The organism is Actinomycetota bacterium (assembly GCA_019347575.1).
Lineage (GTDB): Bacteria > Actinomycetota > Nitriliruptoria > Nitriliruptorales > Nitriliruptoraceae > JAHWKY01.
Genome location: JAHWKY010000001.1, coordinates 21011 through 41132, shown reverse-complemented (window position 1 = coordinate 41132; position 20122 = coordinate 21011). Strand labels below are relative to the sequence as shown.

At 72.5% G+C, this 20122-nt stretch carries 15 protein-coding genes; 1 reads left to right on the top strand and 14 read right to left on the bottom strand.

The annotated features are described in order from the left end of the window. Positions 1 to 21 precede the first annotated feature (21 nt). From KY469_00130 to KY469_00080, 11 genes are all read right to left on the bottom strand, one after another. A complete protein-coding gene (locus KY469_00130) occupies positions 22 to 3279 on the bottom strand; it encodes a transcriptional regulator (GenBank protein MBW3661477.1) in 3258 nt (1085 codons plus the stop codon). Continuing rightward, positions 3276 to 5852, bottom strand: a complete 2577-nt coding sequence (locus KY469_00125; GenBank protein MBW3661476.1) for an AAA family ATPase — start codon at positions 5850 to 5852, stop codon at positions 3276 to 3278. The genes KY469_00130 and KY469_00125 overlap by 4 nt, the downstream gene beginning before the upstream one ends. Before the next feature lie 434 nt (positions 5853 to 6286). After that, positions 6287 to 7018 (bottom strand): response regulator transcription factor, encoded by a 732-nt coding sequence (locus KY469_00120; GenBank protein ID MBW3661475.1) that lies wholly within the window; start codon positions 7016 to 7018, stop codon positions 6287 to 6289. Positions 7019 to 7041: 23 nt separating this feature from the next. Beyond that, positions 7042 to 7989, bottom strand: coding sequence for a ribosome-associated translation inhibitor RaiA (raiA, locus tag KY469_00115; protein ID MBW3661474.1), 948 nt, complete (start codon positions 7987 to 7989; stop codon positions 7042 to 7044). Between the two features lie 249 nt (positions 7990 to 8238). After that, a complete protein-coding gene (mtnA, locus tag KY469_00110; protein ID MBW3661473.1) occupies positions 8239 to 9288 on the bottom strand; it encodes an S-methyl-5-thioribose-1-phosphate isomerase in 1050 nt (349 codons plus the stop codon). Further along, positions 9285 to 10100 (bottom strand): purine-nucleoside phosphorylase, encoded by an 816-nt coding sequence (locus KY469_00105; protein MBW3661472.1) that lies wholly within the window; start codon positions 10098 to 10100, stop codon positions 9285 to 9287. Before KY469_00105 ends, mtnA begins: the two co-directional genes overlap by 4 nt. 24 nt (positions 10101 to 10124) lie before the next feature. Continuing rightward, positions 10125 to 11195 (bottom strand): bifunctional phosphoglucose/phosphomannose isomerase, encoded by a 1071-nt coding sequence (locus KY469_00100; protein ID MBW3661471.1) that lies wholly within the window; start codon positions 11193 to 11195, stop codon positions 10125 to 10127. After that, a complete protein-coding gene (locus KY469_00095) occupies positions 11192 to 11383 on the bottom strand; it encodes a Trm112 family protein (protein MBW3661470.1) in 192 nt (63 codons plus the stop codon). The genes KY469_00100 and KY469_00095 overlap by 4 nt, the downstream gene beginning before the upstream one ends. A gap of 10 nt (positions 11384 to 11393) precedes the next feature. Continuing rightward, on the bottom strand, positions 11394 to 12869 hold the full coding sequence (locus tag KY469_00090; protein MBW3661469.1) for a phosphomannomutase/phosphoglucomutase: 1476 nt from the start codon (positions 12867 to 12869) through the stop codon (positions 11394 to 11396). Continuing rightward, positions 12787 to 13101 carry a hypothetical protein gene (locus KY469_00085; protein MBW3661468.1) on the bottom strand — a complete coding sequence of 105 codons (315 nt, stop codon included), beginning with the start codon at positions 13099 to 13101 and terminating at the stop codon, positions 12787 to 12789. The genes KY469_00090 and KY469_00085 overlap by 83 nt, the downstream gene beginning before the upstream one ends. Positions 13102 to 13311: 210 nt before the next feature. Beyond that, positions 13312 to 14100, bottom strand: a complete 789-nt coding sequence (locus tag KY469_00080) for a DUF3499 family protein (GenBank protein MBW3661467.1) — start codon at positions 14098 to 14100, stop codon at positions 13312 to 13314. A gap of 286 nt (positions 14101 to 14386) precedes the next feature. Here KY469_00080 and KY469_00075 point away from each other — a divergent pair, with 286 nt between their 5' ends. Beyond that, positions 14387 to 14752, top strand: coding sequence for a metallopeptidase family protein (locus tag KY469_00075; GenBank protein MBW3661466.1), 366 nt, complete (start codon positions 14387 to 14389; stop codon positions 14750 to 14752). Positions 14753 to 14778: 26 nt separating this feature from the next. On the opposite strand, the gene KY469_00070 is transcribed toward KY469_00075, so the two are convergent. From KY469_00070 to KY469_00060, 3 genes are all read right to left on the bottom strand, one after another. Then, on the bottom strand, positions 14779 to 16461 hold the full coding sequence (locus tag KY469_00070) for a hypothetical protein (GenBank protein ID MBW3661465.1): 1683 nt from the start codon (positions 16459 to 16461) through the stop codon (positions 14779 to 14781). Then, a complete protein-coding gene (locus KY469_00065; GenBank protein MBW3661464.1) occupies positions 16461 to 19502 on the bottom strand; it encodes a glycosyltransferase family 2 protein in 3042 nt (1013 codons plus the stop codon). The genes KY469_00070 and KY469_00065 overlap by 1 nt, the downstream gene beginning before the upstream one ends. Positions 19503 to 19678: 176 nt before the next feature. After that, entirely contained in the window at positions 19679 to 19885 is a 207-nt protein-coding gene (locus KY469_00060) for a WhiB family transcriptional regulator (protein ID MBW3661463.1), read from the bottom strand. Positions 19886 to 20122: the final 237 nt, after the last annotated feature.

Genomic DNA, 20122 nt, shown 5'->3' with positions numbered 1-20122 from the left:
GCACGCCCTCGACCGGAGGCGTCAGCCCGCCGCCCGACGCGCCCGGCCACCAGGCGAAGGGGAGGTAGGCACGCGCGAGCCGGCAACCCCGGGGAAGGGTGCCGCCTCGACGTCGAGCTCAGCCATCCTCGCGCAGTAGGTGCGGTACCAGCGGCGAGCCTCGCCATGCTGGCCTGCCGCGGTCAGGCAGCCGACCAACGCGAGGTGCGCACCCTCGTCGTACGGGTCACGCTCCAGCAGCCGCAGCAGGTAGCGGCCGGCGACGTCGTGCTCGCCGGCCGCCGCGGCGTCCTCCGCCAGCGCGCGGGCGGTCGCCATGTAGGCGGCGCGGGCCTCCTCCCGCAGTGACACGGTCCAGTCCTCGTAGGGATCCTCCTCGAAGACGTCCCCGACGTAGAGCGCCTCCGCGCGCGCGAGGACGGCAGCCGCAGCGGGCTCGCCCCGGCGCCGCCCGGCGAGCCCGGTCGCCACGTCGGCGAGGAACCGCTCCACGTCGATGGCGCAGTGGTCGATCTCCAACCACACCGCCTCCTTGTCGGCCCCCACGTAGTAGTCCGGCGGGAAGCGCTTGTCCGGGTCCAGCACCGCCCGCGCGGTGGACATGGTCACCGACAGGCGGTTGCCCATGGCGCCGCCATCCTCCTCGGACCACAGAGCATCGAAGACGACGTCGCGGGGGGTCCGGTGGCCCCGCCGGGCGATGAGGAACTTCACGAGGTCGCGTGCCTTCTTGGACTGCCATGCGGTCGCCGGCGCGGTCTCGCCGTCGCGCAGCAACCGGAAGCCACCGAGCGTCAGCAACTCCAGCGGCGGGGGGGCCTGCGGCACGCGTCCAGCCAGCGTTGGGCGCCGGGACCCCAGCTCGGCCAAGCGGGCCTGCGCCGCCTTGCTCGCGGAGCCGTCCCCGACGAGGTCGGCGAGGGTCGAGGCGGTGCGTGCCTCGCCGACCGGGTCACCGATCTGCTGCCAGATCCGCTGGGCCTGGGCGAGCAGCTCGACCGAAGGCGGCTGCGACGCCACCGCCTGCACCGCGAGCGCCTCGGCGAGCCCGCTGCGGTCGCGGCGCCGCGCGGCGTCATCGGCGGCGAGACGCGACCAGCGGGCGGCCTCGTCGGGGTCGTCCCGACTGAGCGCCAGGCGGGCGGCCGCCAGCGCGGCTCGGGTGTAGCCGATCCCGGGGCCGGCGGCGAGGGCGCGCTCGGCGAGTCGTCGCGCCGCGGCGGGGTCCTCGCCGGCACGGACCTCCGCCAACCCCGCCAGCGCGGGGACCAGGCACTGCCGGTCCTCGGCCGCTTCCGCGTGGCGGATGGCCTCCTCGTACTCGGCGCGGGCCAGCGCGAGGTCGCCCCGCTCCCGATGGACGTCCGCGAGCTTGAGGAGCGGGTACGCGACGCCGCGGGATCCGACCTGCTCGTAGAGCGCACGGGCGTCCTCGAGGTCGCAGGTGGCCTGCTCCAGGCGGCCGAGACGGAACTGGGCCTCGCCGCGGTTCGTGAGCGCCAGCGCGCGGAGTGACGCGAGCCCGGCCACGTCCGCCAGGCTGATGGCGACGTCCGCCTCGGCGATGGCGTCCTCGAACGCCCCCTCCTCCAGGTGCAACGATGCCCGGTTGCCGCGGATCCGCACGACCTGGAGCAGGTCCCCGGCACGCTCGGCGTGGTGCAGGGCACGCGCGTAATGGGCGTGGTTGGCTGCACGGTCGCCGTCGTTCGCGGAGAGCAGGGCCAGCGCGGTGTGGGCCAACGCCAGTGCCCGCGAGTCGTCGGCACCTTCCGCCAGAGTCATCGCCCGCCCCGCGAGCTGCCGGCTCGTGGCGATGTCTCCCCGCAGCCAGTGGACCGAGGCCGTCCACGCCAGGACGCAGGCCTCGTCGCCCGGATCGCCGCCGATCCGTGCGCGGGCGTAGGCGCCGAGGGCCTCGTCCAGCTCGCCGCGCAGGTAGTGCACCAGCCCGAGCCGCCAGGCCACGCCAGCGGGGATCTCGGGTGCGTCCCCGGCGGCGCGCTCCAACGCCGCCAGCGCGTCGTCCCACTCCCCCGCACGCTGGAGGGCTTCCCCGACCAGCGCCTCGAGATGCGGTGGACGCCCGACCGTCGGGAGGCCGTCGACGGCGTCGACGATGGTCTTGACGTCGACGACGCGCAACAGTGCCGCTGCGCGGCGGCTCAGCAGGGCCGCCATCGGCTCCGCTGCATCTATCGCCGCGAGCGTCTGCAGCGCCTCCTGGAACGCGTCCACCGTCTCGAACCACGCGGCCGCCCGCAGGTGGAGGTCCTGCGCCTCCCAGACGTCGAGCGATAGGCGTCGATCCAGCCACTGGCGGGCGAGTTGGCTCACGGTGAACCAGCCGGAGCGGTCGCCGACGGCGTGGACGAAGAGGCCATCGCGCACGAGCTCGGCAACGGTCGTCTCGGCTCCTGCCTGCCCGAGGTGCTCGCACAGCGGCACGGTGAAGGCAGGCAGTGACGCGACGGTCCGCACGAGCTCTCGCGGCCGCAGCGGCTGGGCCTCGTAGGCCGTGACGGCCAGCTCGCGGAGCTGGTCGTCCCGGGCCGCGGGCAACGTGGACACGCAGTCCGCCCAGTCGCTGACCGGCTGGTTGGCCAGTACCACGGCCAGCAGCCGCACCGCAGCCGGATGGCCTGCTGTGGCGGCCTGGGCGGCTGCGGCGACCGTCCCGGCGTCATCGCCGGCCAAGCGTGTCAGCACGTGACAGGTCTCGTCCCCCGTGAACGCCAGGTCAGCCTCCGTGATGGCGGTCACGCCTCGCGGTTGGTCCATCCTGTCGATCGGGAACGGGGGCGGTCGCTGTCCGGACACGACGACGTGGAGCAGTGCAGGGGCCTGCCGGACGATGGTCTCGATGAGCTGCGCGGCCGGACCAGACGCATCGACGAGGTCGGCGTCGTCCAACACGAGCACGAGGTCGCGCGTCAGCAGTTCGTCCAAGGCCGAACAGAGCAGCGTGCCGAGCGTGCGAGCCCGTGCCGGGTCGTCGGCGTCCGGCGCCGGGCCATCGGTTCCGGTGACCGCGATCGCCAGCTCGTCGGGCAGCTGCCCGACGTGCGGCTGGAGGCCGACCATCAGCCGGTGGGCCAGGTGGTTGGGCTGGCGGTCGGCGGCGATGAGGGTGCACGACACGACAGGACGGGCCGAGGCCCAGCTGTGGAGGAGCGTCGACTTCCCGGCGCCGGGACCGGCGACCACGGTCGTCAGGCGGAACTCCGCCGCGGCCTCCAGCCGCGCGATGAGCCGTGGCCGGTCCAGGACGAGCGTCACCGCCGCGCCGAGTCCTCGGGCAGGCGAACGACCGCGGCAGCGGCGGACGCCTCCTCGGTGCGGGCGAGCCATGCTGGCGCCCGCATCTGGACGTGACGATGCCGTGCGTCGGCGAAGTGGGCGGCGGCCGCGTCGGGCTCGCCGAGAGCCGCCGCGAGCAGCCCCAGGTAGTGCGACACGGCGCCCAGGTAGGCGACGGCGGTGGCGACGACGACGTGCTGGTCGGCGTGGGGAAGGAGGAGCTCGTAGAGCCGCTGCGCGTGCCCGGTCGCGCCGACACGGACGCACACCTCCGCCAAGAGCGCCGCCGACGCGAGCCAGTTCCCGTCCGGCGGCAGCCGCCCGAACCCGTCGGCGGCCAGCTCGTCGAGAATCTCGATGGCATCGGCAGCGCGGCCGGTCTCGCAGAGCAGCAGCGCGAACCCGCAACGCCACACCGGCAACGCCGGGTAGGCCGCAGCGAACTGCTCGACGGCTTCGGCCAGCTCGGGGAGACGCCCCTGCTCGCGCCGCAGCAGGTAGAGCTGGACAGCACCGAACTGCTCGCTGCTGGCGATCCCCGCCGCCCGGCCGGCAGCGACCGCTCGGGGGACGAGCTCCTCCGCAGCGTCGAGGCGGCCGTCGAGCAGCGCGCGCATCGTCGCGAACAGCAGGCCGTACCAGCGGTAGACGGGCAGCCGCAGCGCCTCGGCGTCCTCGACGTAGCGGGCGACCTCAGCGTCCAGGCCGGCGCGGTCGCCGTACTCCAGCAGGTCGACGACCCTCCACGTTCGCGCCTCGAGCACCAGCTCCGCATCGCCGGCGTCCTGGGCCAGGCGTGTCGCCTCCTCCGCCAGGGCCAACCGCTCTGCCAAGGTTCCGCGCCCCCAGATCGCGAAGTGTCGGGTGTTCAGGCTCGACGCGACAGCGGCGGGATCATCCAGCTTGCGGGCGAGGGTGACCGCCTCGGCGCTGAGGCGGTCCCGGCGGAGGTAGTCGTCGGTGAAGTACAACGCCACGGCAAGGCGTCCCAGGAGCCGCACCCGGAGCGCCGTCGCCTCGCCGTCCACTCCGGCCAGGGCCTCCTCGAGCAGCTTGACGAGTCCGGGCCGGACGGCGCCCGACTCGATGCGCCCACCGCCCATCCGCAGCGCCGCCCGAGCGAGCATCTCACCGTCCCCGAGCTGTCGGGCCAGCCGTGCGGTCTCCTCCAGAGTGTCGAGGGCGAGGTCGGTGCGCCCGGCGCGCCACTGCTCGTCCGCGAGCAGCAGGAGCAGTCGCGCCCGTTCGGCGGGCTGGCTGGCCGCCAGGAGGTCCAGGGCCTGCTGGTACCCCCCGGCGGCTTCCTCGTGGGCGAGCAGACGGGCGGCGGTGCGAGCCGCCTCCAACGTGTAGCGCAACGCCTTCTCGGTTCCGCGCCGGGGGGCCGCGAGGCGGTAGTGGTGCGCGAGCGCGGGCAGCCGCTCCGCCCGGTCGCCGCGCTCGAGTCCTTCGAGGACGTCACCCACACGGCCGTGCATCGCCACGCGGCGGTCGGGTCCGAGGCCGTCGTACACGATGTCCCGCACGAGCGCAGGGCAGAAGCGGTAGCGATCGGCCTGGTCAGCGTCGCGCACGACGCCCGCGGCTCGCGCCTCCGCCAGCAGAGCAACGAGGTCCCTCGCCGGCAGGTGCGCCAGGTAGGGCAGCGGCTCGAGCCCGAATTCCGTACCCAGCACGGCGGCCCAGCCGAGGACGGCCTGGGCCGCGTCCGACAGACCGGCCAGCCGGCTCCGCACCACGCTGAGGAGCTGGTCGGGTAGCCGAAGCGGGGTGTCCGGGCCCGTCGCGGTCGCCAACAGCGCGTCTGCGAACGACGGGTTGCCGTCGGTGAGGGCGTGCAACCGCGCGACGACCCGGGCGTCCGGCGGGGTGCCCGTCCGCGCCGCGACCAGCTGGGACAGCTCGGCCTCCGTCAGGCCGCCCAGTGCGACGCGGGTCGCGGAGGTTGCGAACCGGCCCAGTGCGTCGGCGGTTCCGCCTGGCTGGGCGCCGCTCTCGTGGCACGAGCCGAGGAGCAGCAGGGGAGCTGTCCGAACCGCCCCGATGACGAACTCGGCGAGCCGCAGGCTGGACTCGTCCGCCAGGTGCAGGTCGTCCAGAACGACGACCGCGGCACCCTCGGCATGGGCGGTGTTCGCCAGGAACGTCGCGAACGCGTCGAAGAGCTCGAACCGCCCGTGACCCGGGTCGCCGTCCCCAGCGGGTTGCGAGGTCCGCAACGCCGGGATCAGGTCGGCGACACATCGCGCCCCGGAGCCGAACCTCTCGAGGGTGGCGGCTTCGCCACGCCTGCCGAGGTGGGAACGCACGATCTGGATCCACGGCCAGAACGCCGGCGCGCCACCCGCCCACGCCCCTCCCCACAGGACACACGCCTCCTCGAGCGCGGGCAGGGAGGCGAACTCCTCCATGACGCGGGTCTTGCCGATCCCCGGGTCGCCGGTCAACAGCACCGCACGGGTCCGGCCGGCCGACGCCTCCCGGAAAGCCTCCAGCAGCTGCGTCAGGACGTCGTCGCGCCCTACGAAGGCCCCTACCTGTGGATCCGCCACGATCATGCGCCTACAGGTCTCGTGGAAGGCGTGACGCCGGCCGACGCGCCGACGCCGTCATCGCCGCGGGGTGCCGCGCTGATGACCTCGCTGACCCTGCGGCGTCTCCTCGGCACGGACGCCCCTTCCGACGCGCCCAGGACGACGAACTGGTCTCGGTCTGCCCAGCATCAGCGTACTGGCCATCCGGGATGACCGCGGAGCATCTCTCACTGGTGGTCGTGAACGGAACTTCGGTTACGCCGAGCGGACAACTGCGCCCGGAGGGCAAGGCGCGGCGAGCGACGTGTAGCAGCGCTACACGAGCGAGTCCGCAACGCAGCCATCCGGGATGCAGGTGTTCGCGAACGTGACCGAAGTTCCGTGAGGGACCACTGGTCCCGACGTTCGACGATGGGACCGTGCGAGACGGCGCCGAACCGACCTCCGGCCCGCTACTTGATCTCGAGGAGCTTCTCGCGGACGGCGTAGACGACCGCCTCCATGCGGGAGTGCAGGTGGAGCTTCTCGAGGATGTTGCGGACGTGGTTCTTGACCGTGTTCTCGGAGATGAACAGCGCTTTGGCGATCTCGCGGTTGTTCATGCCCTGCGCGACGTGCTCGAGCACCTCCATCTCGCGGGGCGTGAGGCGAGGCACGGGGACCTGCTGCTTCTCCTCCTCCTTCTTGACCATGGAGGCGAACTCGTTCAGCAGCTTGGACGCCATCGAGGGCGAGATCAGCGACTGTCCGGCGTGGACCGACCGGACCGCGTTGCCGATCTCGTCGATCGAGATCTCCTTGAGGAGGTAGCCGTTCGCGCCGGCCTTGATGGCCTCGTAGAGGTCGTCCTCCTCGTCACTGATCGTGAGCATCAGGATCTTGGTGTGCGGCAGGTCCTCTTTGATCTTGCGCGTCGCCTCGATGCCCGACAGCGACGGCATGCGCACGTCCATCACGATCACATCGGGTACCTCGGACTCGGCCATCTCGACCGCGGCCTGGCCGTCTCCGGCCTCGCCCACGACCTCGATGTCGTCTTCGTCCTCCAGCACCATGCGCAGACCACGTCGGAACAGTTCGTGGTCGTCGGCGATGACGAGGCGGATGGTGTCGTCGGCCACCAAGCTCTCCTCTCCGGGTGGGAGTCTAGCCCATGTGGCCCATGTCGGTCCGTGAGGCACCACGCGGGGTGGCCACGACCGTCGCGTTAGACGCGCTCGTCCATCCGGGCCTGGATCTCGGCGAACTCCTCCGCCGTTATGCCCTGTTCGCCGCCGTTGCCGGACTGGCGCTTGCTGGTGGTCATCTGGGTCTTGAGCTTGCGGACCTGTCGCGCCAGCTTGGCCTCAGCCCGATCGACCGCGGCCAGCAGGTCGGTCGCGGTGGCCTCGGCGCGGAGGTAGCGGCCCTTCGCGTGGAGGATCACCTCGCAGTGGACCGGTTCGGCGATGCGGGGGTTCTTCTCCTCGGAGAAGACCACCTCCATATCGATGAAACGGTCGAAGACCTTGCGTACCTTGGTGAGCTTGGCGACCGCGTGCTCCTTGACGCTGTCGGGAACGTCGACGTTCCTGCCCTTCACGACCACCTGCATGGGACCTCCTCGTTCGCCAGCCGAGGGCGAGATAGCCACGGTACCACCGGGCATCTGGGCCCTGCCGTCCGTCGGTGGAACCGCTGCCCGGAGGTCGTGGTCTCCGGCTCGAGCGAGGACGAGCAGGCGGACGCGCTGCGCCCCGCCGGCCACGAGCGTTGCCGCCGCCGCGCGCGCGGTACCGCCCGAGGTCAGGACGTCGTCGACCAGCACGAACCGTCCGCCGGCGACCACCTGGGGTGCGCCGGCGAACGCCCCGTCATCGATCACGGCGCGTTGGTCGTCGGGGCGCCGTGACTGGTCGGCACGGTCTCGGGCGAGCAGGGTCGCAACGGCCGCGACCCCGTGGTGGCGAGCGACCGCACGCGCCAGCAGCTCGGCGTGGTCGAAGCCGCGCTCACGACGCCTCCTGGGGGTTGTCGGCACCCAGGTCAGACGCTCGTCGGGATCGATCCTGACGTGTTGAGCGAGCACCACACCCAGCGGCGTCCAGCCCGCCCATGCCCCTCGGACCTTGGCGGTCACCACGCTCTCGGCGACGACCCCGCGGTAGCGGAACACGGCGGTCGTCGCCTCGACGGGGGCATCGTCCGCCCAGCATCCGTGACCTGGTGACACTCGCGCGGACCCACAGCGCTCGCACCCCGAGACGACGCGGAGGCGACGTGCTGCCGCCGCACAGGGGTGACACCAGGGCAGCTCGGCACGGGCCCCGCACGCCAGACAGCGCGGGGGCACCAGCAGATCCACCAGCGAGCGGAACACGGACACAGCGTGCCGGGGCGCGTCAGCGGACGGGGCCGCGGACGGTCATGGGCTGTGGAAGACGCCGGCGACGCTGCGGGAGCCGGAGGGACGGGTGACCCCGCGCTCGGTGACGATCGCCGTGACGAGCTCGGCGGGGGTGACGTCGAAGGCGGGGTTGTGGGCGGGGCTGTCCGCGGCCACGACGACGGCGCCCCGCACAGCCCGGACCTCGTCGGCGCCCCGCTCCTCCACCGCGATCGTCGCACCCCTGGGCGTCGCCGTGTCGATCGTGCTCGTGGGCGCGACGACGACGAACGGGACGTCGTGGTGAGCGGCTAGGACGGCCAGACCGTACGTGCCGATCTTGTTGGCGACGTCGCCGTTGGCGGCGATGCGGTCGGCGCCCACGACGACGGCGTCCACGTCGCCGCGGCGGAACACCGAGGCTGCTGCGGCATCCACGAGGACGGCGTGCGGCACGGCGAGGTTCGCCGCTTCCCACGCCGTCAGGCGGGCGCCCTGCAACAGCGGCCGCGTCTCGTCGACCCACAGGTGGGCGAGCTCGCCCCGTTCGTGCAGGGTCCGGACGACACCGAACGCGGTGCCGATGCCCGCCGTGCACAGCGCCCCGGTGTTGCAGTGGGTCAAGACGCGCAGAGGCCCTCCGGCCAGCTCGCGCAGCAGGTCGGCGCCGTTGGCTCCCATCGCGGCGCACGCGTCGCGGTCCTCGCTGGCGATGACCTCGGCCTCCTCGCGGAGAGCCGCGATGACGTCGCTGCCTGGCTCCAGCTCATCGAGACGCGCCAGCATGCGATCGCACGCCCAGGCGAGGTTCACCGCGGTCGGGCGGACGGGGCGCAGGGTGGCGGCTGCGCGACGAGCGGCTGGCTCGACCGGAGCTCCCGACGAGGCCGCCCGAACGACCGCGGCCGCGATCCCGAACGCGGCCGCGATCCCGATGGCCGGTGCGCCCCGGACGCGCAGGCTCGCGATCGCCTCCGCGAGGGTGTCGTCGTCGCGACAGGTGACGATCTCGACGCGGTCCGGCAGGAGCGTCTGGTCGAGCAGCTCGACGGCGTCGCCCACGAGGCGGGCGGAGAAGACCTCGGTCACAGCCGTGCGAGCACCCCGAGGACGAGGTCGGCCAGCGCGTCGGCGCTCGCCGCTCCGACCTCGAGCACCTCCTCGTGGGAGGTCTGGGCGCCCTTCTTGTGCACGTTGGTGACGGTGGCGATGCCGAGCACGCGCATCGCCCGTGCGCGGGCGGCGATGACCTCGTTGACCACCGACATGCCCACGACGTCGGCGCCCAGACGGCGCAGCATCGCGATCTCGGCGGGGGTCTCGAAGGCCGGGCCGACGAGACCCGCGTACACGCCGGTTCTGGCTCGCCCGCTCGTCTCCTCAGCCACCTGGGTGGCCAGGTCCAACAGCTCGTGGTCGTAGGCCGCCCCCATGTCGATGAACGTCGGCTCGCCCGCGCGCAGCAGGCCCAGTAAGGGGGAGGTGCCGGTGAGGTTGATGTGGTCGCTGAGCACGATCAGGTCGCCGGGAACGAGCTTGGTGAGCAGGCCGCCCACGGCCGCGGTGACGATGTAGGTGTCCGCCCCCAGGCTCGCGCCGACCTCGACCAGCCGGCTCACCTCGGCGGCGTCGTAACCCTCGTACAGGTGGATGCGGCCCATCTGCGCCAGGACCGTGACGTCGCCGATGGTGCCGTAGCGCAGGATCCCGGGGTGTCCGGGGACGCGCGAGACCGGCACGCCGGGAACCGCAGCCAAGGGGATGTCGATCGGATCCTCGATGCGCTCGGCGACCCCGGACAGTCCGCTGCCCAGCGTCAGGAAGACCCGTGGGGGCTCGGGGCGGAGGCGCGCGCGGACCGCCAGCGCAGCACGTTCAACCAGGTCGTCACGTTCACGCACGTCGGATCCCTCCGTGGGGCCGGCTCAAGGTACGGCGATGCGCTGCTTCAGTTCGGTGATCACGTCGACCGGACTCGGATCGACCTCGTCGAGCAACGCCAAGTAGACCGACAGCAGATCCACGTACAGCGTCGCAGCAGCGAAGCGGGCGAGCGGCGAGGCATCGGTCGGGACGGTGTAGGACCGGACCGCACCGAACCCGGTGCCGACCAGGTCGAGCGTCACCTCGAACCGCTTGGCGACCTGCGCGTGCTCGGCGGCGGGATCCCGCAGGGCCACGAGGCCGAAGCCTGCCTGCAGATCGTCGCGCCCCGACCACCCCACCACCTCGTTGTGGTCGAGTTCGGGAAGGACGGCGTGGAACGCTGGTCGCTTGCCGTTCTCGTTGACCTGGCACTTGCCACGCAGCGCCGCCAGCGCGGTCCACCCCGTCCCCCCGTAGAACACCGGCACGAGGTCGGCGAGTTCCTCGGCGGCCTGCTTGACCGGGTTCTGGGCCGTGGGGACGTGGGGACCCCAGTCCCCGACGAGTGGTTCGAGGACCGGTGCGATCTGCAGGAGGTCGTCGACCGCTCCCGGAGCCGCTCCGATCTGGTCGAGCACACCGACCACCGGCCCCGACAGGTAGCCATGGCTCGCACGCGGCTGGCGTCCGCCCGGGACGAGCACGATCGGGAACCCCCGCTCGGCCGCAAGTTCGCTGACCTGCCCACCCGACGTCACGGCGTAGACCGTCGCACCCGCCTCGAGGGCCTGGTCCAGACAGGACAGCGTCTCCTCGGTGTCGCCCGAGTAGCTGACCGTGACGACGAGTGTGTCGGGGCCCACCAGACCGGGCAGCTCGTAGCCCTTGACCGCGAGGACGGGTGCCACCCCGTGCGGGGCGGCGAGCTCGACGGCGATGTCACCGACGATGCCCGAGCCGCCCATGCCCGCGACGACGATGGCGGAGACATCCGAGGCGGTGACGCCGGGGCGGGGCGCCGACAGCGCCAGCTCCGCGGCCTCGCCCCACTGCTGGGGGGAGGACGTCACGGCTGCCAGCATCCCGGCGGGGTCGAGCCGGGACAGGTCGAGGTCGTCGAGGCGGCTCACGGGTTCGACTTCGGGCGGCGGCTCGTGCCCTTCGCCTCCTCGACGAGCATCACGGGGATGCCGTCCCGTACGGGGTACTGCAGCCCGCAGTCGAGGCACAGGATCACCTTGCGGCGCTCCTTGTACTCCACGGTGCCGTGGCAATCCGGGCAGATGAGGATCTCGAGCAGTTCGGGGTCCAGTGCCACGCGGTGCTCCTCAGGACGGGTCGTCGGCGGTGATCGTCGCGGCCACCTCGTCGCGCAGTCGCTGCATGGTGTCGGCGTCGTTGGCCTCGACGTTGAGCCGCAGCAGCGGCTCGGTGTTGCTGGGGCGGAGGTTGAACCAACCCGCTTCGGTCTCGATGGTCAGGCCGTCCTCGCGATCGATCTTGCCACGATCGGAGAACCGCTCTGCCACCGCAGCGAGTGCCGCCTCCTGGTCGGCGACCTCGAAGTTGATCTCGCCGGACGCGGCGTACCGGGCGTACGGGGCGACGACCTGCGAGAGCGGGGCGCCGGCCTCCGCGACCGCTTCGAGCAGCAGCAACGCCGCGATGAGTCCGGAGTCAGCACGGTAGTTGTCGCGGAAGTAGTAGTGCCCCGAGTGCTCGACGGCGAAGATCGCGCCGGTCTCGGCCATGCGCTGCTTGATGAACGAGTGCCCGACGCGCGTGCGCACGGCGGTGCCGCCACGTGCCGCGATCGTCTCGGGGACCACGTGACTGCAGATGAGGTTGTAGAGCACGGTCTCGCCCGGGCTGCGGCGCAGCAGCCGGTCCGCGACGACCGCGCCGACCAGCGATGACGAGACCGTGCGACCCTGCTCGTCGACGGCGAACATCCGATCGGCGTCGCCATCGAAGGCGAGGCCGAGCGCGAGTCCCTGGGAGGTCACGACCTGCTGCAGGTCGGCGAGGTTGGCCTCCTCGATCGGGTTCGCCGGGTGGTTGGGGAAGGTGCCGTCGAGCTCGAAGTACAGCCGCGTCAGCTGGAACGGCAGCGGATCGAACACGGGGGGGACGACGTGACCCGCCATGCCGTTGCCGGCGTCGATGGCCACCGACACCGGCTCGAGCGCATCGGTGTCGATGAAGGAGCGCACGTGAGCGGCGTAGCGGTCGAGCAGGTCGCTGCGTTCGGTCACCGTGCCGCGCTCGTCAGCGGGCACCGGGCCGCCGTCGGCCACGAGGTCACGGATCGTCGCGCCGCCACTGTCGATGGCGACCGGAGCGGCCCCCGCACGGCACAGCTTGATGCCGTTGTACGTCGGCGGGTTGTGGCTCGCGGTGAACATCGCCCCGGGCAGTCCCAGCTCACCTGAGGCGTAGTAGAGGAGGTCGGTCGACGCGAGCCCGATGTCGACGACATCCATCCCCTGCGCGACGACCCCCGCCGCGAACGCGGCGGACAGGGCGGGCGAGGACGAGCGCATGTCGCGTGCGACGATGAAACCCTCGGCGCCGTCGGCGATGACCGCGGCGGAGGCCGCGCCGATACGACGGACGAGCTCCTCGTCGAGCTCCTCGTCGACGAGTCCACGGATGTCGTAGGCCTTGAAGATGCGGGCGAGCCGCGGTTCCACGTGCGCTCCGGGAGGTCGGGGCCCGATCCTACTCAGCCTCGTCGGGCACCACCGGCTCGAGGGGCTCGCCGGAGAGGTGACGGCCGATGTAGCGCTTGCGGGTGCGGCCATCCTCCTTCCAGTAGGCGTACCAGTACGGCCCGTGGGGACACGACGAGCAGCGGTCCTTGCCGCACACGACCTCCTCCTGTCGGTACGTCAGCCCCCTCGGGAGGCCGGGTTCGGCGGGGCCGGGAGCGCCGTCGGCGTGCAACAGCAGACCGCGGATGATGATCATGAGCCGCCGCAGGTCGTACTGGTCGAGGCGGCGGATCTCGGCTACGAGGTCACGGGGCAGCGTCATGGGCACCTCCGTCCCAGCAGCGTGCGGCATGTCTGGGTAACCAGGCCGCGTCTTGGGTAACCATGACACCTAAGAAACCACATAGTCAACGCTCCAGGGTTGAGGGGCCACGGAACGCACCTTCCCGCGCACGGGGCGCACGGCCGGGCGGCTGAGCGGCGAGGGAACGGTGAGGGCGCCGCTGGCGGCGCGGAGCGGCGTCGTGGCCGATCACCAGGCCTGGGCGCGGGCTCCCTCACCGGCGGCACGGTGCTGACCAGCGGGTCCGGCACTGGTCGGCGGTGACGCTGCGTGGTCACTGCGGGCCACATCCGGAACGGCGTCCGCGATCGCCTCGATCTGCCGCAGGTACGTGTCGGTATCACGGGGCGGGTCGTCGTCGGCGATCTCGGCGAGGACGGCGGCGAGCGCCGCGAGCTCCTCGGCAGCGTCGTCGATGGCGCCGTCCGCGGCGCCAGCGGGGTCCGCGGTCGAGGGTCGGTCGGGCTCCGAGGCGGGGCGCGCGGCCAGCACGGGACGGGGCCGCGGGACGTCAGCGGTGACCACAGGCGCGTCGACGGGTCCGGCGCGATGCGGCACCGGAGCGGTCGCCGCGGCGATCCGGGGCGAGCGCTCGGTGGCGGCCGGCGGCTGCGCTACCGGCCCTCGAGTCGGGGCCGCGTCGTCACGACCGCGGTTGAGCGCTTGCGCCAGGACCGCGACCGTGTCCGGACCACCCAGATCGCGGGGCCGGTCGGGATCGAGGTCAGCGGGGCGCCGGCCGTCGCGCAGCTCCCACCCGTACGGAGGCCCGGTGCGGTCCGCGTGGGTCCCGCACAGGTCGTAGGTGGCCGGCGAGGACTCGTCGTGCAGGCCCTCGAGGACGAGCACGCGGTCGTCGTAGACCAGGCTCAGGGTCGCACGAGCGGGGGCGGGACAGCCGGGCCGCGCACACGCACGTCCGCTCGCCGCCGCCAGTGGACGGACGACCCGCTCCCGATGCTGCCGTGCCTCAGCCACGCCCGCACGGTACGACCGCGACGTCCGGCGACCAAGCAACCTCGACGTCAGCGTCCTCGTGCTCAAGCAGCGAAGCGGTAGCACGACCCGTCTCGTGCTCAAGCAGCGAAGCGGTAGCACGACCCGTCTCGTGCTCAAGCAGCGAAGCGGTAGCACGACCCGTGCCTCACGGCGGAACTCTTAGGTAACCCGCCGGCACCTAAGCCACCTGTTGTGGTTCGCTGTGGTGGTTCAGCCGTCAGTTGGCCCGGCACCGGACAGGTCCCGCCCGCGGTAGCGTGAGCGTGTGGACGATCGACGCGGCCGCCTGGGCCGCCGCCCCGTGGACGGCAGCCGCCGGCCCGACGCCGGCTACCGCACCCCCAGCCGAGCGAGCTTCGAGCGGCTCGCGCGAGGGGTCGTCAGGGCACTGCCGAGCACGCTGCTGGACGCCGTCGGGTCCTTCCGGATCGAGGTCGACCAGGTGCCGCCCGAGTCCGACGAGCCGATCCTGGCCGCCTTCACCCGCGGCACGCCCGGGCGGCTCGTGCTGTACCGCGGACCTGTCGAGGCCCGAGCGCCGACCCGAGAGGAACTCGCGAGGCTCCTGCGGGAGATCGTGATCGTCGAGCTGGCGGCGGCGACCGGCGAGGACCCCTCGGCGTTCGACTGACTCGGGGCGCCGACCGTCCCGACGTCCTAGGACGCAGGTGACTCCTGCTCGGTGGGGACGAGCGCTGGCTCCAGAGCAGGGCCGGAGTCGGTGCCGATACGACGGGACAGTCCCGGTTCGAACCGGACCGGCCTCACCTCGCGCCCGCCGCTCCAACGCTGGGACGGGACGCCCAGGGCCGCGGTCAGGTCGAGCTGGCCGTCGGACTGCAACGCCTGGCGCGCGGCGATGACGCGGCCCTCGGTGGCGACGACGAAGGCGGTCGCGCCGGTCGCGTCCGATGGCAGGTGGGCACCGATGTCCACCGCCGTCACCGAGCCTGCCGGAACGCTGATCCCGGTGAGCTCGGGCGCCTCGACGAGTCCGAGTCCGCCCCACAGCTCGATGTCGATCGTGGCCGCCTCAGATGTGGGGTTCAGCAGGTGCACGAAGGCGCCCCGGTCCGGGGCAGCGTGTCCCGACAGGACCCACATGGTGTCCGCCTGGGGGGCGGCCGACGTCACCGCGATGCCGGTGCGTTCGACGGCGTCCGCCGCGATGCGCGTGGCGCTGGCGGCGACCACGGGCACGCCGTTCTCGGAGCGCACGGTCCAGCCGCCCCGCCGCGGCCCCTCCGGCAGGAGGCCGGCGAGGTCGATCCGGCTCGTGGACCCGGGCGGGATGGTCAGCTCCTCGAGCCCGTCGGGGGTGACGCCGCCATCAACGGTGTGCAGCGTGACCGTCACCGCAGCCGGGCGGTCCGAGGGGTTCGCCACCCAGATCCAGCTGCGGGCACCCGGCTCCGCCGCTTCCACCTGGCTCTGGGGGGGAGGCGGTTCCTCGGCCGTGGGCTCCTGCTCCGGCGTCGGGGGCTCGGTCGCCTCCGGGGTCGCTGCCTCGACGGGGAGCGGCGCCCGCGGGGGGGTGTCGTCCTGGAACCACGGCGCGGTCCACGTCTCCGCCGGCTCGGCGGTCGCCGGGACGAGCGTGATCCCCTCCACCCCCCCGACCGCGGCGTCGAGGACCTGGTACGCCTCGGCCACCACCCGCCCGGCACGGGTCTCGACAACCAGACCGACGTCGAGCTCCTCGGGGCGGTGCTCGTTGACGAGGATGGTACGGACCGCACGTCGCGGGACGACCACGTTCTCGAGCAGGATCGGCTGGACGGGACCGTCGGGTGTCAGCAGGGACACGCTGAGCGTCGCGTCGGTCTCGAAGGGGTTGGCCAGCACGAGGTGGGCCGTCGCACCGCCAGCGGTCGTCATCCCGGGAACGATCCAGCGACGGCTCGGTGTCGCGGGGCACGGGCCCTCGACCACGCCGTTGGGTACACCGGCGGCGTTGACGTCCCAGACGCGGGTCACCACCGCAGGGTTGCGCCACCAGCGCGCGACAGCGGCGATGCCCTCCTGTCCGCCGGGGACCTCCGCGGCGGTGGCCGTGGAGGGGAAGACCTCGACCTCCGGACCGCGCTCGACCCGGCCCTCGGACAGCAGGTCGATGCGGGTCTCGGCGGACCGCGGACCGACGCTCGGCGCGGCGGTGATGAGCGAGAGCCCGTTGCCCTGCGCGGTGTCACCGACCGCGCAGTAGGACGCGCCTGCGGTCGAGGGGCCGGTGGTCCGGGTCTCGACCGGCCCGACCTCGACCGGGGCGAGGAGCTGATCTGCCCCGACCCCCACCCCGATGAGGACCAGGATCGCCGCGAACACGACGGTGGGCCGCATCAGCGCCTCCCCTCGCCGGTCGCGAAGCGAGGTGGCCGCAACATCAGCGAGACCACGAGCAGGAACACGAGGAGCTCGATCAGCACCAGTGCGGTGCGGCTGCTCTGACGCGCGTACTCGACCGTGATGACATCGGCCCGGACGGGCACACCGAAGCGGACGAGCCCGCTCTGTACTCGAAGCGGCAGGGCGGCGCCGTCGGCTCGCGCGGTCCATCCCCCGGCAGCGGCCTCGGACACGAGCACCTCGCCGGAGGTTGGCGCATCTCCGACGTAGCGCGTCGCGCCGAGCGGGACGAAGGGAACCGGGTCGGTTCCCAGCGGCAGCTCACCTCGGCGTGACAGCGAGTCGGCGACGGCGGTAGGGACGAACGCCACGCGCGGGAGCCACTCGGTGACGCGGTACACCTCTCCGGCGCTCACGGGTACCGGCTCGATCGCGAACTGCTCTTCGAACGCCTCAGAGACGGCCTCGCTCGTCCCGCCCTCGGGCACCACCACGTAGCGGACGTTGGCCAACGCCAGACCGGCGGCCGCCCCGGGATCGGTGGCCGACGCGGTCCGTTCCAGCGCGTCGCTGACGAGGGCGACCAGCGCGCGTGCTGGTGGTACGCCGAACTGGGTCATGAGTGGCCCGTTCGCGCCCGTTATGTCCCACTCCCAGCGCCCGTTGCGGTCGGCGAGCACGACCGTCCGGAACGGTCCGACCTCGGCGGTCTCGGTCTCGATGAACGCCGGCAGGATCGGGGCGGCACGCGCGATCTCGCCCCACGGATCGCGCAGCAGGTGCAACAGCGAACCGCCGATGCCCACGATGACGACGATGACCGTGATCGCGCTGGCGAGCTGTCGCCAGCCGAAGGCGTGCTGGGTCAACGCCTCCCCCGCGGACGCGAACGCGAGTGCCAGGAGCCCCGCGTACGCGGCGGCGGCGAGCAACAGGGGGATCCCCACCCAGACCCAGGTCGGTCCCGTGCTCCGGCCGGTCAGCCATGCGGTCGCGACGCCGACCAGCACCAGCCCCCACAACGCGGGCACCGCGACGGGCCGCCGTCGTAGGCCCAACGCCACGCCGAGCACGCCGGCAGCCACGAACGCGACACCGGCTGCCACGCCGGGGAAGCCAGCCGCCTCGGGCGTGAGCACGAGCCAGCGCCAGAACGGCTCAGCGGGGGCGGTCACGTCCCGGAAGCCGCCGAGGACGGGCGAGTCGGCGCGGAACAGTTCGATCGACCAGGGGAACAGCAGCAGGAACGTGGCGAGCGGCACCGCGAGGAGGCGCACCGTGACGATCCCTCGCTCACCCGGTTCGAACGCAGCGACGCGCACGCCCGCCAGCGCGATGACCAGGACGACCCCCGCGATGATGGCGAAGGGGGGCTCGAACGCCACCGTGGCGGCCAGGACCAGCGCTGCCGCTGCGGTTCCTCGCCAGGCACGTGCGGGGGAGGCCGACGGAGCGACGATCGCCGTGCCCGCGATGACCAGCGCCGGCAGTGCCACCAGCGCCACGAGCCCACCGACCTCGGCCGTCGTGACCGCGGCGATGGCGGGGGGGCTCAGGGCGTACGCGGTGGCAGCGGCCAGCCGGGGAACCCGTCGGTCGGTCACCACCAACCCCGCGCGCAGCGTGAGGAGCCACGCGAGCGGGATCGGCAGGAGCAGCAGGGCTCGTTGCGCCAGCCACGCTGAGCCCAGCGTGAGGTATCCGAACGCCCCCAGCAACGCCTGAGCCGGCGACGACGATGTGGAGGTACCGAACCCACCGCTGTCGTGCCACGCCGAGACGTACGCGGTCAGGAACGCACGAGCGCTGCTCGGCCACGGCGCGAGCTCGCCGCCGCGGAGCTGCCCCGAGCCCAGCAGGGGCAGCGCGACGACCACGCCGACGACCATCAGGATGCTCGCCCCGACGCTCAGAGGGTGGCTGCGGACGAACTCGACGGCGCGCCGGGTGGCGGTCGGCGGCTCCTCGGCTACCTCCTCGTCGAGGACGGCGGGTTCCCCGCCGCCGGCGATCCAGTCACCGACGGCCTCCGCGTAGGCGCGCACGCGGGGCGCGGTGCGCTCGAACAGCGGCCGCAGCTCGCCATCGGTGCGGACCCGGAGGCCCTGCACGGCCCGTCGCTGCCGCAGCGTCGCACGGAGGTCGCGGATGTTCCACGCCCAGGCTCGCACGGTCTGCCACGCATCCGAGACCCGCCGGGTAGCGACGAACCCCACGATCTTGGCGATGCCGACGACCAGGAACAGCGGCAGCAGGTAGACGAGGCGGGGCGCGCTGTAGTTCTTCAGCAGCGTGCTCAGCGTGTTCCGCTCGGCGAAGTAGCGCGGCCCGATGAACGCGGTCTGACCGAGCCGCTGGTAGTTGGCCGCCGCGGCGGCGTGGCGGGCGGTGCCGTGCGGGAGCACCTCGACCCGGTGGCCGGCCAACCACGCGCGCCAGCACAGATCGAGATCCTCGCGGAAGAGGTGGTAGCGGCGGTCGAAGCGGCCGAGCTGGTCGAACACGTCCCGACGCACGAGCATGCCCGCGCTCGAGACGTACAGCACCGGCCGGATCTGATCGCGTTGGCCCTGGTCGATCTCGTCGGGATCGACGCCCGAGTCGGCCCGTCCCGTGATGTCGATACCCATGCCGACCTCGCCGAGTCGGCCCGGATCGGCCCAATCGACGAGCTTAGGCCCCACGATGGCGAGGGAGGGATCCTCCTCGAGATGATGGACGAGCCGCGTGACCGTGTCGGGGTCGAGGGCGAGGTCGTCGTGCACGAACAGCAGGTAGTCGATGTCCGGTGGCGCGGCATCGAGCGCCATCGAGACCGCAGCACCGAAACCGAGGTCGCGCTCGGCCACGAGCAGGTCGTCGGGGTCGAAGTGCCGCAGGAGGATGTCGCGGGACCCGTCGGACGAACCGTTGTCCACGACCACGACCTCGAGCGCGTCGTAGGTCTGGTCACGCAACGCCTGGAGGGACGCATCGAGCCAGTGGGCGCCGTCGTGGACCACCACGATGGCGAGCACGCGCGGTGCCGCATCCACCAGGTCGGGCTCCTAAGGGACGGGATACCGGCGGGGAGCGGCACGCCGGTGAACGTCACGACGCCCGCCGGGGACGGCGGGCGGGCCCGGGACGGTAGCACAGGGCGGGGCCTGCCCCCGGCCGCACCTGGCGACGCGGAGGGCGCCAGATCGGCGCCGCGTCAGCCTCCTAGGTCCTAGGAGGCCATCCGCTTGAGCCGACGCCGCTCCCGTTCCGACATGCCGCCCCAGATGCCGAAGCGCTCGTCGTTGTCGAGCGCGTACTCGAGGCACTCGGTCCGCACCGGGCAGGCCGCGCAGATGCGCTTGGCCTCCCGGGTCGAGCCGCCCTTCTCGGGGAAGAACGCCTCCGGGTCAGCATCGAGGCACTTCGCATCGATCATCCACAGACGCTCGTCCTCGTCCTGCAGGATGAGCCTCTCGTCGACCTCCGCCGCGGCTCCAACCACCTGGCACTCCTCACCCGACATCACCGGCATTCGCCCGTGTCCGCTACGTCCGCCGTCTCCGTCCGGTCCGGTAACAGCGGCGTAACTACACGTTCGTCATTCTGGACCTTCGCCAGGGTCGCGTCAAGGGGAAGTCACAAGTGGTTGTGGTCGAACGGTCGGGGCGGCCCC